Annotated in this window: 1 protein-coding gene; it reads left to right on the forward strand. The window is 55.0% G+C overall.

The window, feature by feature from the left end:
- Positions 1-592 precede the first annotated feature (592 nt).
- Positions 593-17,539 carry a tandem-95 repeat protein gene (locus tag VN12_RS21890; protein ID WP_409994287.1) on the forward strand — a complete coding sequence of 5,649 codons (16,947 nt, stop codon included), beginning with the start codon at positions 593-595 and terminating at the stop codon, positions 17,537-17,539.
- The last annotated feature ends 72 nt before the right edge of the window (positions 17,540-17,611 follow it).

A 17,611-nucleotide genomic window follows, 5' to 3' on the forward strand; every position in this document is an offset into this window, starting at 1 on the left:
AATTTTTCTCGAAATGTTTTCTGGTTGATTTCCAAGCATTCCAGGGGGAACTAATCGTCCTCCCCTGCATCCAAATCGACGTCAAACTCTGCATAACCCGCACGTTACGCAGTTTTGGCCGAGTAGTTCGCGGTCGATTCTTTCCCAAATGGCTTGATTTTTGATCGGCATGAGGGTCGGGAACTCCCCCAACAGGGGGGCAATTTACGGATGAGTGAGCTCGGAATAGTTCGCGTATCGCATACAAATTTGCATCCCAAATCGGTCCAATTATACTCGAAACCGTGAGTTCTCATGGGGGGGCGATGCGCAAGGTGAAATCAAACGCCGTTAGCTGCTCTCTTTGAGGCGACCAACTAGTCCTTTCCCTGCAGCAGGCATTTTGTTGTAGGGTTCCAAGCTACCTTTGCACTGAGGGTTGGTGATGACCATCCGCCGGCTTCGCAACAAGTTCTCTTCCCAAGCCCCCCAAAACGATTCTTCGCAAGCCCAAGGCAATGCTTCGCGCGAGCATGAATCGAGTCAAGCCAAGCAGGGCAAGCGCTTTGCGTTCCGCAAGAGTCTGATCGAGACTCTCGAGTCGCGGCAATTGATGGCAGTGGGGCCACGATTGATCGGTGTACAGCCGAACAATAGCGACTTGATCGAGAACGGAGTCATTCGGCAGATTGCGCCGAAAGAGTTGACGTTCCGTTTTGACGATGCACAGATTATCGACGCAGCGACAGTCGGTGGGATACGTGTTTCCCGCGCTGGCGGCGATGGTTCCTTCTCGCTGCCATCGGTTTCCAGTGACTTCGGGACGGTTGGGGCCGTCGACTTGCAGTTCACCAGTCGCAACGCGTCGGACGTCTTGACGATACAGGTCACTGCATCGAATTTGGGGCCATCGGTCGGTCCGAGCTTCAGTGTCAGTGGGAACGTCGTCAGCATTGTTTTGAATTCGAATCCGACGGCTCTTGTGACGGCACAGGGGTTGGTGGATGCGATCAATGCTTCATCGGTCGTGTCGCCACGAATGAGTGCGAAGGTCAATGGTGGCTTGGCGTCGACTCGTCTTGGCAGCGCGCCTGCGGCGTCGTATTCGCCAATCGTCATGCGTACCAACAATGATGTCATCATTCAGCCAGGGGCGGTGGTGATTGGGGATCGTCCGAACGAGAACGAGGTAACGCTCCGTTTCGCAGAGAACCTGCCAGACGACGTCTACCGTCTCGAGATCTTTGGCTTTGACGATCCCGGTCAAGGGATTCGAGGATTGCGCAACACCGACGGTGAATTCTTTGTTCCGTCTATTGCGAATACTCGCCAGGACACGATTGACTTCCGATTGGATCTTGGAGCGAAGATCACCGGCGTGGTGCCGCAACCTGTCGTTCGGAACGCGTCAGGACAGTTGGAGCAGTTGCGCGATACGGTCGTGGTGTACTTCGACAACGATAAGCTGTTGGTGGAAAATGACGGCGCAGGAAATCCAACTCAGCGAAGCGTTGAGAACCCCGAGTTCTATCAATTGATCTATACGGCGGACACGGTTCGCAACACCGATGATCTCGCATCGTTCCTGCCGGTGTCCGTTCGGTATAACGCCTCGGCGAACACGGCAACTCTCAAATTCAATGACGACATCGATCGATTGGCCGGTCCATTCGCTCCAGCCAGTTCGTTCCGTTTGCGGATCGGAACGCGCGAGTCGGCGCCCATGGCACCCGTCGCCAACGAAGGGGCAGCTACCGCTATTATCGACATGAACTCCAACGGTGCCGCCAAAGTCCGATTTACGGCGCGGCAGTTGGGAGAGGCTGGATCGGGAACGACCGTTCGATTCACCAATAGCAATGCCGGTGGACTTCCAACCGTCTCTGTTGCAGGCAATGTGGTCACGGTTGACTTAAGATCAGCCACGGCGACGGTGACTCAGGTCATCGAGGCATTGGAGGCATCCGCAGCGGCTTCTTTAATCCGAACTTCGTTGGAGCCAGGTTCCAACGGAAGCTTCGTCGTCGGCAATCGTCCGATCAATTATTCTGCGACGTTGGTTGGGATGGGAAGCACATTCCAGACCTCGACCAATTTGGGCACGATCGGCTCGTCGGCTGTTCCGATGACCAGTTTGTTGATGACTTCGACGATCGACGCAGAGACCCATTTGCTCGATTTGATCGGGGCGGCAAACGACCCGGGGCAGCGAGTTGTTCCGGAGGCATTCGAGAACCATATCAATCCTTCGTTTGGCGGCGATGATTTTCCTGGCATTCGCACCCTCTTCTACAATTTCCGTTCTAATTATGGAACAGTAAACGGTAGTCCTGTTACCAACGCGATCACCGAGAAGCAGAAGGAACGTGTTCGCGAGGCATTGTCCTTGTGGAGCAATCAACTCGGTGTTCAGTTTGTGGAGACAGCGAACAGCGGATTGACCTTTGCATTGGGCGAGTTGGCAGCGGCATCGGGTTTTGGCATGCAGGTTCGCCAAGGGCCTTCTTTTGCCGTCCGAATCGACCCTGCGTATCAAAACTCTCTGGCGGTTTTTTCTGCGAGCAACGCGTGGGAAGATAACTACGCCGAGGATTTCACTCGTTCGGTTGCCGCGAGCGTCGGTCTGATGCTTGGGTTATCCAATGCGGGTAATTTGGATGCTTCCAATCTGATGAATTTCGACACCGATTTCATCACGTTTCCCCCGGCTGGATCCAATCGCAACTTTGAGCCGATCTTCCCAGGCAATCAGGACATTCTTCACGGGCAATACATTCATCGACCTGAAGGTAGCGACATCGATCTGTATCGATTCGACATCGACTTTGGGCCGAATGGAGCTTCGAGAACGGGCGTGTTTGTTGCCGAGACATTTGCAGAGCGAGCGGCGAGCAGCAGCAACTTGGACACGCGGCTGGCGCTTTACAAAGAAGTGCAGGCGTCCGCATTGTCCACCTTGAATCTGGGTCAGTCGGTCCAAGTGAAGTTCACGGCGGTTCAGTCGGGCAAGTTGGGGAACAATCTTCAAGTCTTCGTAACCCGAAGTCCTCGCGGTGTCGGGGCATCGCCGTTGGTGCAAGTTTTCCCGAACGCCATCGCCATCGATTTGAATTCGACCGTGGGAAGCGAGTCGACCTTGGGGGACTTCATCTCTGCGTTGGACAACGATCCTGCCGCGAGAAGTTTGGTGAAGGTGGAATTGTTGGCCGGTAGCGTTTCGACGTTGCTGGGCAATCGCGACATCACCTATTCGCCGATCACCTTGAAGGGTGGGCGCGTGGACTTGATCGCGCAAAACGATAACTACTTCAGCGACGATTCGCTGATTCGATTGAATTTGGACTCGGGTGTTTATTACATCGGAGTGTCTGCGTCGGGTAACGACAGCTATGACCCTGTGATTCCAGGAACGGGTACCGGCGGGCGGACGCAGGGCAAGTATGACTTGCGATTGAGTTTCCGAGCTCAGACGGATTCGGCGGATTCCATTCAAGACATTGCGGATGCGAATGGCCTTTCGGTCGCGCTCGATGGGGACGCAGATGGGACACCTGGCGGTGTGTACAACTTCTGGTTTGAAACCCGTCAACTTAATCGATCGTTCAATTTCAATGCTGGGGGCTCTCCTGCCTTGGAAGGCAGGTTGATAACCTTGACCGGAAGCAATGGCGTAGTGCGCCGCTTTGAGTTCAGCTCCGATGCAACGGTTGGGACAGGGAACACGCGAATCGTCTATTCCAACTCCAGCTCGGAGGCTGATTTAGCGGCTGCAGTTGTCGCTGCGATTCAATCGCGAGGAGAGCTTGGCATTACCGCTTCGGCGGTAGGTGGGACAGTGACATTGCAGGGAGAACGGAACCTGCAACTCTCGCCGGACCTCACCGTAATCGACGTTCTCGGCAAAACGATTTTCGTCGACAAGTCGGCTGGACCGAGCGCCGATGGATCCTTGGCAAAGCCATTCAATAACATCGCTGGCATCGGCGTTCCCAATGCGTTTGGAGCAACGTTCCCTGGGGACATTGTCCGGATCGTTGGGAACGGTGGTAACGACGGTCGGTTGGAAACGGTCAACGACAACGTCGCTTACGAAATTGGATTTGGATTGTTGGCTGGTTCGATCCTATCGGACGGACCGACAATGGATGTGCCTCGGGGCGTCACCGTCATGGTGGATGCCGGGGCCATCTTCAAGTCGAACCGATCCCGCATCGGGGTCGGAAGCTCGACCCTGGGCGTGGACCGCAGCGGCGGTGCGTTGCAGGTACTGGGGGCACCTGTCTTGCTCGACAATGCAGGGAATGCGATCAAGCTCAGTAATGGCTCGACGGCACCGGGAAGTGTTTTCTTTACCTCGTGGCTCGACGAATCCATCGGTTTGGACAACTACACTCCCACCACGTCTCCTGCGCCAGGAAATTGGGGTGGGTTGCTGTTCAAGCGGGATTTGGACAAAGCCGCAGGGCGATTCGATCTCGAAGATGAAGGAATCTTCCTTCAGTATGTGAACCATGCCGACATTCGATATGGTGGTTCTAGTTCGGTTGTGATCGATTCGGTGCAACAAGTTGTTAATTCGATTCAGATCGCGGATATGCGTCCGACCATTTCCTACAATCGCATTACGAGTGGGGCGGACGCGGCATTGAGCGCGACTCCGGACAGCTTCCAAGAGACTCTGTTTAGCGAGCCGATTTACCAGCGCAAAGGCTCGTTCACTCCGGACTACGATCGGGTTGGTCCTGATATCCACAATAACATCTTGGTCAACAACTCGATCAATGGGATGTTTATCAAGGTTTCGACGCCGGCGGGTGGGGAACTGAAGCAACTGACGGTGCCAGGTCGATTCGACGATACCGATGTGACGCACGTCATTGCAGAAAATATTTTGATCCAAGGTCGTCCGGGGGCAGGATTGCTCGACGCAACCTTGGTCTCGTCGAATTTGGTCTCGCTCCAGGCTCGTACTGGAGGCGTGTTGCTGCCCGGTACTTATAACTACAAGATTACGTTTGTGGATCGGTATGGGTACGAAACCCCGCCCTCGGATCCGACTCAGAGCGTGATCGTGGCCCCTGGGCAATCCGCCGTGAGCGTCTTCGGCATTCCGGGAGTGAGTGGCGAGTATGTCACACGGCGTATTTACCGAAGCGACAGTTCGGGGAGTGGTTCCTATCGATTGGTCGCCGAACTGGATGGGGGCACCACAACGTTCTTGGATCGAGGGCAGCAGCCTGCCGATAGTGCCGCAACCTTGCTGCGCGACCGCCCGAATGTCTCGGGTGTAGGACTTTCGACGTTGCCAGCGGGCAATCTCAATGCGTCGACCACTTACACGTATCGCGTAGTGATGGTGGATGCCGCCGGTCGTGAAAGCCTCGCTTCCAATGCCACCGCAACGGTTTCCACCACCGCGGCAAACCGAACGATTCGTCTTACGAACGTACCGGCTCTGCAAGAAGGCTACGTAACGCGTCGGATTTATCGCAGTGCGCCAGGCGGTGCTGGGACTTTTGTATTGGCTGGAGAGATCACAGCGACAGGGATTACCACCTTCACCGACAATGGAAGTCTCTCGGGGGCTCCTCTATCGGTTCTTGCGTTTGGCAATGTTCGGCCGCGACTGGATGCTTCCTTGGCGATCGACCCAGGCATGGTGATCAAGCTCGAGGGGACTCGTATCGAGATCGGGCACAGTGCGCAGCTGTTGGCAGAAGGGACCGTGGATGGTCGAGTTGTGTTCACCAGCAAGCAGGATGATCGATTCGGTGCTGGCGGGACCTTCGACACCAACAACAATGGCCGCAATGCGGACAACGATGCAAACCCACGCGATTGGAGCGGCGTCTATGCTTCGCCGGGCTCCACGCTGCAACTGGACAATGCCGTATTTGCCTTTGCCGGTGGCGTGTCGCGTATCGAAGGTACATTGAAAGCGTTCAGCCCAATCGAGCTTCAGCAGGCCGAGGCTCGCATTGCCAACACCATCTTCGAAGAAAACGCCAACGGCATGGGCGGACAAGGCCCGATCGATCGATTGGGAAGACCAGCCAACGAGAACTATCCCTTTGGAAACAATGCGAGCCGCGGCTCAACTGTGTTCATCCGTGGAACACAACCGGTTCTGTTGAACAACGTCTTCCAGAACAACCAAGGGACCGCAATGACCATCGACGTGAATTCGATGGACGCGGAGTTGCGAGGGGACTCGGGGCGTCAATCCGGGCAGATTGATCGCGATCTCACTCTCGATGCCAATCGCGGGCCGTTGTTCCGGGGCAACAAGCTCTTTAACAATGGTATCAATGGATTGGAAATCCGTGCCGATGCCGCGACCAATAGCACGGACACGAACGTTCTTTCCGTTCGAGATTTGCCACGCAATTATCTTACGACGGAGAGCGTTTGGGACGACACCGATATTGTGCACGTCTTGTTCGATTCGGTCGTCGTTTCCAACTTGGAGCACAGCAATGGGCTTCGGTTGCAAAGTGCGATCAATGAGTCGCTCGTGATCAAGATGGAGGGGCAAGGCTCGAACTTTGACAAAGAGCGTGGAACAGGTTTCACAGCGACGGGGACCTACAGCAGCACTCCCGATCGAGTCGGCGGAACGATCCAAGTCATTGGGCAGCCAGGATTCCCTGTTGTCTTCACCAGTTTGCGAGATGACACCGTCGGCGCGGGGACGCAGCCCGATGGACGTCCTCAGACCGATACGAACAATGACGGAATCGCGACGGTCCCACGACCTGGTGATTGGCGTAGTTTGGTGTTCGACACGTTCAGCAATGATCGCAATGTTCAGACGGTGATGGAGGTCGAGTCGCCGACGACCATCGCTCCGGGTACTAATGATTCCGTGACCCTGTCTCAGTTCCTGGGTGTTCTAGCTCCTAATGCGCAAGCGAGCGACGAGAATCGTATTCTTGGTTTTGTCGTGGAAGGTGTGATCAGCGAGCCGAACGATCAGGACATCTTTAGTTTCTCTGCAACGGCAGGAACGGAAGTTTGGTTTGATATCGACGCGACGAGTTACACGCTTGATAGCGTTATTGAGGTTCTCGATGCGAACGGAGCTCTGCTGGCACGGAGCGACAACAGCACGGACGAGCAACTCAATCCATCGTTGATCGAAGTAACGTCTCTGGTAGATAGCACGTCGGTCAATCCCATCGTCAAGCGAAACAATGCTGTTTCGCGACGCAACGAGTCAGGGTTGTTGAAGGATGACTTTACGACGAATCCCAAGGACGCGGCGCTCCGAGTGTTGCTACCAGGAATCAGCGGAACTATCAGTACTTATTTCTTCCGAGTTCGCTCGAAGAGCACAAACATCGACAATTCGGCTGCTGGTTTGACCAGCGGTTCGTACACCGTTCAAGTTCGATTGCGAGATCAGCAAGAGTTTGCTGGATCGATTGTTAGCTACGCAGACATTCGCTACGCCACCAACGGGGTTCATGCAACCGGGCTTCCGGCGCATTCGCCTTTGACGGGGGAAGCGCATGTCAACATGTTCGATGGAAGCAATGACGGAATCACAGAAGTTGGCAATCTCCACTATACCGATGCGGGTGCGATTAGCGTCGCCGGTCAGTTGACGGGTGGTGCGCCGAATTTGATTCGGTTCACTTTGGGTGATACCGATCTCCTTCAACCATCCTTTGGCACAACCTACCCGATCGCGATCGATGTTGATTATGCGGACGGATTGAATCGTCCGAATACCTCGGCCTACTTGTTCTCGAACAACGGCATTTATGTCGGAACGAGCAGCAGCATCGCCGACGATTTGATAAATCCGGTTCGTCCTCTTTCGGGCTCCGAATTTGCGGATCTGACGCGAGGCTCGGTAGGTTCTCGAGATCCGTATATCGGCTCGATTGCTTTGCCTCGCGGTACTTACGACTTGGGGATCAGCGGCGACGGCGGCGCTCCGGTAGCTTTGTCGCGTAACACCGTGTTGTTCGACGACAGTTTTGAGAACTTGTTCTCCAATTCCAGAATTTCGAACCCTGTCTTCCCATCGTTCATTGACGTTGCACGATCGAACGGATCGTTCGGTTCCGATCCCGATTACAAGTGGCGGCCAGCGACCACGAATGCAGGTGGTCACGGTGGAACACAGGTGTTCGGTTGGAATCCGGGGGATCCGAAAGCGAATACGGCGGTAACGCCTGATGCACTCTACTCCACGGCCTTCACCGCCCCAGCAAACTGGGATGCAAACGACCGAGTTCACTTCTCGATGAAGTATCGGTATCCGACTGCCCCGGGTGGCAACTTGCAAGTGCGTTTGTACAACAACGCGGCCGCGACGGGCACGCCGGTCTACAGCTCCGGATTGGGTTCGAGCGACAACCTGTGGCGTACCTTGGAAGCCGACCTGTCATCGGTATTCGCAGCGAATCCCGGCGCTACGTTCGTCTTTGAGTTTTCTTATCGCGATGCCAACGGTGCAATCACCGGAGGCCCTACAGGAGTTCAGTTTGACGATTTCTATCTTGGTATTTGGACGCCGCGTTATACGCCGGTAGATACGTATCGGTGGATTGCACACGAAGGGTTTGATTTCAACAATCGACCGGGGGTTTCCATCCCCAATCTCTTCCCTGCATTGCCTGCGGCACCGGGCACCAACCAGTGGCAAACGTCCTTTGTCGGTTCGAATCCGAACTATAGTGGCTCGCGACAGCTCGAGTTTGTTTCGGATGGAGACGTGGCTCAGGATTTGGTCACCAATACCCTGGACCTCAGCAACGAAGCCAACGGGACTCGTTTGTACGTGACCTACGATTTCGTACCGCACGACGCGAACGATCGCTTCGAGATTTACGGTCGTGTCGCGGGGCAGCCCGATGTCTTGCTCGCAAGCAGTTTGCCGGGCGCTGCACCTGTGTCGTTGAATCGAACGTTGGGGCAATACGATCAAGCTCGCATCAGTTTGGATCGGTTTGAGGGGGGATCCGTTCAGTTGGTCTTCCGATACGATTCCAATGGAGCGAACGCGACGGGAACCGGTAGCACCGGCTATGTCCGTATGGACGACGTTGTCATCGGTATGATCTCGCGCGGCGAGTTTGCGACGAACACCACCTCCTCGCGTGCCTTCACAGCGGGCGGGGCTGGTGCGGGGCAGTATCAAGTCGAAATCCGAAAATCGGATGCAGTCAATGCGAACGCACCGAAGGAGCGATACGATCGAGGATCTTTCAGCACATCGTTGATGTTCATGCCAGGCATGGTAATGCCTGACAAAGCGGTCTTCACGCTCAGCGACGGTGCCTCGCGCGTCAATTTCCAGTTCACCTACGATGGTCAGTTCGATTTCGGCAATACGCCGATCCGCGTGAGTGCGACGTCGACGCCGGCAGAATTGGCGGTGGCGGTTCGCGATGCAATCAACACCACCTTCGCTCAAAGTCGGCTTCGTATCACCGCCGCGAATAGCAATGGCATCATCAGCGGCGCGGCCCGCGGCAATACGATTGTCAACTTGTCAGGTGAAGTCGAGTTTGTGAGCGGAGCGTCGCTGTTCGGCAATGCGATCATCAACTTCAATCAATTTGGCGATCAAAACGTACCGCGAGAGCAAGGACAATTCGTTGTCACTTCGACGCGAGTGACCGATGCGAGGGACTTTGGTGTTCTCTCGGCGCCTGCGGACAAATATTTTGCAGACGGAACAACCTTGTCGACGGCTTACGGAGCGCCCCCGACACTGGGGGGAGCGTATGCACGCAACCTGCCGCAAGAAAACTTGGTTCCATTCGGAGTGGGGGCAGGATCGCGAGCCGAGAATGCCGGACTTACACCCGGTATGATCGTTTCGAACAACATTTTCGATGGGAATGGTTTGGGTGGTCTCCATATCCAAGGGGATACCCCCATGTGGCAGATCACCGCGCTCCCAGGCGGTCAGGATGATGTTCAAACCGCCAACACGGATGGAGATCACTCTGGTTCGTTTGTGGACGACGGCGATATCCTGTCGATCAGTTTTGGCCGTCAGAAGGTGAACTTCGAATTCGAGGATGTGGCCGGTGCACCGACGGGAGCCCCGAACTTCGGCAGCGGCGTAGTCCAAGGAAACGGTTGGTTCCAAGACAACATTCCTATTTACTATCGCGAAGATGGTGGCCAAGCCTACTTGCGACCCGGTAATGGGGTATCGGGTTACGCGGACGACGAAGTGGTCAAAGCGATTCGAGATGCGATCAACGGCAGTGCGCTGGTCACGAATCTCACCACGCATAACATTCGGACTTGGGTGGCAGCGCCGACCACGGGATCCGCATCGATCTATGTGAAGGGACCGCAGGCGATCACCAATCGCAGCGTCTTCGGTGGCAATGGCCCGCTTTCCATCCAACAAGTGGGTGAGTTCACCGCCTCACCGTTCGTGCGTGCGGTGAACAACACCGTCTTCGGAAACGATGGTCGGGCTCCTTTCAATGCGAGCACGACGGATACGACCGCCAACGACACGATCGCTGGTGCAATCGAAACTTGGCAAGGTATCGCGACCAACCCAACTAGCTACACCGTCAACGCGACCCTCAATCCAGACCCATTGTCAACGGGTTCGTCCGATGTGGATTTGTTCAAATTCACGTTGGGAATCGGTGAACGCGTTCTGATCGACGTGGATACGCTCGATACCGCGAGCCTCGACGCAACCATCAAGATTTTCGATGCGCAGGGGCGAGCCATGAATGTGCGTGGGTTGATCGATCCCACCACCAATGACTTCGGCCTCGGACCTGGCGATACCAGTGTAGGGCGCGATCCGTATGTCGACTTTACCGCGACGGTGCCGGGCGTTTACTACGCAGCAATCTCCGCAGCAGGCAATTCGACCTACGATCCCTTGTCGTTGGCAGGACGTCAGCGTGGTGGAACAAGTGGCGATTACACGATGACGCTGCAAGTTCTCAAGGCGCAGCAGTTTGTCATCAGCGTCGATGATCCGAGCGCGTATGCCGATGGCGAGACATTTACGATCGACCAAGTTGCCGATTTTGGTACGACGGGTTCCCGTTCTCGCACCTTCGAGTTCACTCGAACGGGTGCCGTCTCGGCGGGGAATATTCCCGTGTTCATCGGTGCCGATTATCGAGTTCCCGACGTCGCTCGGGCGATTGCGGGCGCCGTCAATGCAGCAGGTATGTTTAATACCCAACAGCTCCCGAACGGTGACTTTGGTTCTGCCAATCCTCTGGCTCCCGTTTCGGCGGTGGCTGTTGGGGGTATCAACGGCTTCCAACCTAACTCTCGCATCCCAGCAGGACATGGGGATGTAGGTGTGAACTCGGGGAATATCCGAGGGGCTCAAGTTCAAGCGGGGCTGGCGATCTATCCGGGATGGAACAACGACGAATCGCCGTTTGACGTCTCTCCAACGCACTCGTCGATTGGATTGGGTACCGACCGTTCGAATTCGGGATCAGCCGGCCCGACCTCCCAAGGGAACGGAACGACTGAGAAGTACGTCGTGATTCGAAATGCTTCGACGATTCGTAGCAACGGAAATATCAAAGTCGATCCGGATTTCGATGCGAACAACAACCTCAATCAGATCATTTCTGAGACGGGGATCCTGGTAACAGGCGGAGCGTCTCCGACGCTGCTTAACAACGCGTTTGTCAACATTCAAACCCCGATCGTTCAAGAAGAAGCGAGGTTGATCAACGGGTTCTTGGCTCAGCAAAACGGTCGACCGGTCACCAGCATGACGAATGGTAGATTCGGGTCAGGTCCAAATTCCCCCGTTCGACCTTCTCCGACGATTGTATCGGGAACGATTTCGCAATATTGGGAAACGGCGGAGTCGCTGGCCGCGTTGAATGTGGGTGTCGAAACGGGACCGATCAACGTTCCCAACACGTCGCTCGACTTCAACACGACAATCCCGAACAACGTAAGGGCTTTTGTGGATGCCCCAGGGGGTCGGTTCCTGCCGGCACCAGGGTCCCCAGTGATCGACAGTTCGGTCGATTCGCTCCCTGAGCGAGAAGCGTTCCGAGCCGTGAAGAGCGCTGTCGGAATATCCCCTTCGCCGGTGCTTGCTCCGGATCGAGACCACAGCGGTCAGCTTCGTGCCGACGACCCTGCAGTTTCACCACCAAGCGGCTTGGGCGGTAACGTCTTCAAGGACCGCGGTGCGCTCGACCGAGCGGACTTTGTGGGCCCAACCGCGGTTGCTCTGACACCGATCGATAACGACGCGCAAGGCATCGACATCGACAACACGTTGTCGGTGATGCGACTGCAAGATGGCGTCTATCGAGAATTCCGAATCCAACTGAAGGATGGTTTCGAAACCGCAAATCTGCAAGCTGGCACCGGAATCAACGATGACTCTGTGATCGGCCGAGAAGGTGGAAATCGCCTTCCAGGTTCGGTGATCACGTTGACTGAAAACGGACGTCTGCTCGTGGAGGGAATCGATTACGCATTCGCCTACAACTCGACGACGAACGAAATCGTTCTCAAGCCTTTGGCTGGTATTTGGCGAAACGATCGCGTCTACGATATCAGTCTGAACAATAAGGATCGATTTGTTATCGATGCCTCCTCGGGCGATATCGTCGACGATGGTGATACCTTCACCATTCGCGACACGCTGGGTGGAACGGTTTACTTTGAGTACGACAGCGGATTCCGATTGCAAGTGCCCCAAGGCATCCAGCTGCAAGTTCCGATCGCAGGCGGTGGAGCGGGTGGTATTGGAGATGGAGATTCCTTCATTGTGAATGATCGGAATCAGAGTTATGTCTTCGAGTTTGACTCGAACAACAACTCCATCGCAGGCAATACTCGCATTCCGTTCTCGTCCTTGTCGACCAAGCGTAACATTGCAGATGCGATCGTTGCAGCCTTGTCGACGATCCCGACGATTAGTGTCCGGGTGTTGGATAACGATGACGTGTTCATCGGCGCACCATTGGGAGGCTATGTCGACACTACCGACACCCCCGCATTGCCTCAACCCAATTCCACATTGGCTCTCTTGGTACCTGCCTTGGGAACCAGGCCTGGTGGAATAACGGACGGTCAAACCTTCGGAGTTTCCGATGGTCGAACCAGTTTGATTTTCGAGTTCGATAGCGATCGCAATACAGCACCGGGAAATGTCCGCATCGACATCTCCGCAGCGAGTACGCCTAGCGATGTATCTGCTGCCTTGAAGCTTGCATTGGATGGCTCTGGATTGGGAGTCAACGCAACGATCGTCGATTCGGACAAGGTCCATTTGTCGCTTCCGATCGCGGGCCGAATCGATGTCGTCAACACCAACTTAAAGAGAGTGGGTGTGGCACGGTCGCTGGTCGATGGTCAATCCATCACCATCACTCGAGATTTGGGAACGAGCGTTGAAACGAGCGTCTTTGAGTTCACATTCGACGGAAATATTCAGCCAGGTAATCTACCTGTCTTGATCACCGGTGCGGACACGCAAAGTGACATTGGGACGAAGTTGGCGCTCGCGATTCGGGACGCCAATATCGGATTGCAGCCGCGTCATGTTGGAGACGGGAATATCTTCATTGGCGGTACGGAAGCTTATTCGATCTCGGTCACCAATGCTCCGACGGTTGGACTTTTCGGCCGACCAGGTATTCAAGACAACACCACTTTGGACATCTTCGGCACGTTGCTGCTTCAGATTCCTACCCGTGGTGGTGTCGATATTGCCGACAACTCCACCTTCACGATTTCGGCGAACAATCGATCGGTCGTGTTCGAGTTCGATAGCAACTTCAGCGGCCCATCTTTGCCCGGTAACATCGTGATTCGCTACGGAGCGGCTTCAACCGCTGCGGATCTCGTCACCACCATTCTTCCAATCATTGCGAACGCCGGCCTGGGTATTAACCCACGCGACGCAGGGGGTGGTAGGATCGATGTGGGCTTGCTGCCGAATAATTCGGTGAACGTAGGTGATTCCGGAATTACCTTGTCGCGAGGAAACGTGTCCGACGGAGATGTTTTCATCGTTAACAACGGAACGGTTGCTGTATCGTTCGAGTTTGAGAATCTCAGCATCGGGAACGGGCGAAATCCCGCAAACACCCCGATTCGGTACAACAACCAAAGTTCTCGAGCCGACGTTTTCGCAGCGATGAAGGCCGCGATCGAGTCCTCGATCTTAGGTCTGCAGACACAGATCACCCCCAACGGTCTTAAGTTGTTGGACAACGCTCGGTATACGACCAATATCGACAATGCTCCATCGCTGCAGATCTCGGGAGTGCCTGGTGGGGCGGTACCGGTCAGCTTTGTACAAGACCTCTCGTTCTCGGCTACCGACATGCGAGACGCAATTGTTCGAGCCATCAACCAAGCCAATGCGGATGGTCGAACCAACTTGTTCGCGAAAGTGCGCGGCGGTTCGACTTTGTTTGTTGAGGAAGCGGTCAACATCAGCACCGATGTTGCGAACTTCTATCTCCGAGGCATTCAGGACAACGCCGGCAACTTCCTGCGAAGCAACCGCATCAACAACGAGACACAGTTCACGATCTTGATGCCGGGTACTCTGCTCGATTTTGGTGATGCACCGGATCCAATCACGACCACACCAGGTCGTTATCCAACGCTGCTCGCGTTTGACGGGGCTCGGCACGTTTCTAATGCGACCGCATTGCGATTGGGAGTCAACATCGATTCGGAATTGGATGGACGCAGCTCGCCGCTCTCCGACGGGGATGCAGGGGATGACGGCGTCGGATTCCAATTCCAGAACTTGGCTCGCCCGATTTTCAATCACAATATCGACACCGGCGTCACCATTACGTTGACCACCAACGGCTTTGTCGATGGCTGGATCGATTTCAATGGCGACGGCGATTGGGATGATCCAGGTGAGCACATCGTACGCAACGTCGAATTCAGCGGAACCAATCTGACCCAGACGTTCCAAATTCGAGTTCCAGCGACATCACCCATCCCAGCGTCGGGCATCAATTCGTACGCTCGCTTCCGAACCTCTTCTGCAGGAAATCACTTGCCGACAGGATTGGCTTTGGATGGAGAAGTCGAAGACTATTTGGTCCGCATCATTCCCGGTGTACCACCCGTTGGAAACAGCGACGTCTACACCATGGATGAGGACCAAGTCGGTGGGTTGGTGACCATCGATGCCAATGGTCAATTGACACCTGGATTTGTCGTCGATGATGGAGTTCTCGCGAACGATACCAGCGCCGATGGCCGAGTCATCTCGGGACGATTGATTTCGGGACCGCAGCATTCCTCGGTTCCTTTCACTCTGGGTAGCAACGGCTTGTTTACCTATGTCCCGAACCCCGATTTTTTTGGTACCGATACGTTTGTCTATCGATCGTTCGTGACCATTGATGCGGGTCTTGGGGAGATCATTGAAGCGACCACAGACACAACGGTCACGATCAACGTTCGACCCGTGAACGACACTCCCTTGGCGGCTGATTTCTCGCGAACCATCAACGAAGACCAACCGTTGCGATTGACAACCGGTGAAGTCGTTACGTTGTCGGGTGCGGTTGCTGGTCCTGCCAACGAGTCGGCCCAAACGTTGCGATTGTCCGTGCCGAATAACGTTTCAGCACAAAATGGATCGTTGTCGGTTGTCGGCGGTGTATTGACCTACACCCCACCATTGAACTTTGCAGGAATCGACACGTTCACCTTCACCATCACCGATGATGGAGTGACTGGTACGCTGGCGGATCCAAGATCGGTAACGCGCACAGCGACCATCACGGTCCGCGATAAGAACGATCCACCGGTGACGGTGCCAAAGTCGGTGGTGATCGATGAGGACACCCAATACTCCAATAACATCGCTTTCTTCACCAATGGGGACACCGCCGGTGAGGCAGGCCAAACGCTGACGTTCACGGGCGTCGAACCAGTGAGCACCCAAGGGGGAACGGTTGTTTTCGAAAATGGTGTGGTGCGATATACCCCGCGACCGGACTTCAACGGAACCGACACGTTCTTCTACTTGGTGACCGACAATGGAACGAGCGAAGGGGTGTTGGATCCGCAAACCTCGCGAGGAACGGTCACGGTTACTGTGTCGGCAGTGAATGATGCTCCTCGTGTCGTTGCACCGATGGGCACTTTGACGTTGAACGAAGACGATCCAGAAGTCTCGTTGAACTTGACGCAGTACTTCTTCGATCCGGACGTGTTGCCCAACGGCGACGAGGTTCAGTATCGGATCGTTAGCAACACGAACAACAACTTGGTGCAAATCAACTTCGTTGGAAACACCATGTTTGTCCGGCCGCTCGCTGATGCGAATGGCAATGCAACGGTCGTCGTTGAAGCACGCGACCTGTCAGGAGCATTGGTCACCAATACGTTGAACATCGTAGTCAATCCAGTGGGAGATGCTCCACGTTTGGCGACACCACTGCCGAATTTGAATGTCAGTGAGGATCAAGCGATTTCGCCGATCACACTGTCGCCGACCTACTTCTTTGATCCAGATTCCTTGCTCAATGGCGATCAACTTTCCTTCACCGTCGATGTCAACAACACCGACTTGGTGTCGGCAACGATCATCAATGGAAGCTTGAGCTTGGTATTGCTGCCGGATGCGTCTGGTATCGCAACGGTCACGGTTCGTGCCACCGACTTGGCTGGCAATACGATCAGCGATAGTTTCGATCTGGTCGTAGCGGCTACGAACGATGGTCCACGAGCGGTCAACGACAGCTACACGGTTCCGCGTGGGGCTCCGTTTACCACAACCGATCCAACTGGCAATTTGACATCTTCGCGGAACGACGATGGTGTCTTAGCGAACGATCGTGATCCCGAAGGCAACGCGTTTACCGCGAGGGTAACGCGCCAGCCTGCGTTTGGAACCCTTTCGTTCAATCCAGATGGCACGTTCACCTACCGATCGAACAACACGATCAGCGTCGGCTCGACCGATACCTTTGAATACGAAGGAGTCGATCAGTTCGGTGCAGTGGGATCGCGAGGTACCGTGACGATCACCATCGGCAATCCTCCACCACCGCTTCATCAAAATCAGTCGAATCGTTTGGATGTTAATGCAGACGGAAGCGTTTCGCCTCTGGATGTGTTGATCATCGTCAACTTCCTCAACTTTGCGGGTGCTTCGAGCATTCCGGTTGCTGGACTGGAAGCTCCACCTCCTTATCGAGACGTCAATGGCGACAACTTCATCTCGCCGCTTGACGTGCTAGAAGTCATCAACTTTATCAACGCTCGCAGCAATCAATCTGGCGAAGGTGAAGGAGAAGGATCTGGCTCGATGATGGTTGGAATCGGACTCGAGGGAGCAGCTCGGGCTGCTTGGAGTTCATCGGTTACGCAGACCTCTTCGAACCAAACTGTCGGGATGACCGATGTGCGAGTTGCAGGAGCTCCTCGTGACGGTGAGAATGAGTCGGTTGGCATGAGCCTCGCAGATTACTGGGCCAGCCTTTCCGACGAGGAAGAAGAAGACATTGCCACCGTTCTGGTCGATTCTTCAGACCCCGATATCGACTCGCTGGATGGCTTCTTTGCTGAAGCGTTCAACGGTTAATCAACAGACGAAATGAGAGGCGGGCGTTCTTCGGAGCGACCCGCCTCGATTCCATTCACACACCTACCAAAT

This window comes from Pirellula sp. SH-Sr6A (assembly GCF_001610875.1).
Lineage (GTDB): Bacteria > Planctomycetota > Planctomycetia > Pirellulales > Pirellulaceae > JBKCUI01.

Excerpts from the sequence above, each read along its gene's own strand:
- VN12_RS21890 (WP_409994287.1), top strand. The coding sequence starts at position 593 with ATGGCAGTGGGGCCACGATTGATCGGTGTACAGCCGAACAATAGCGAC.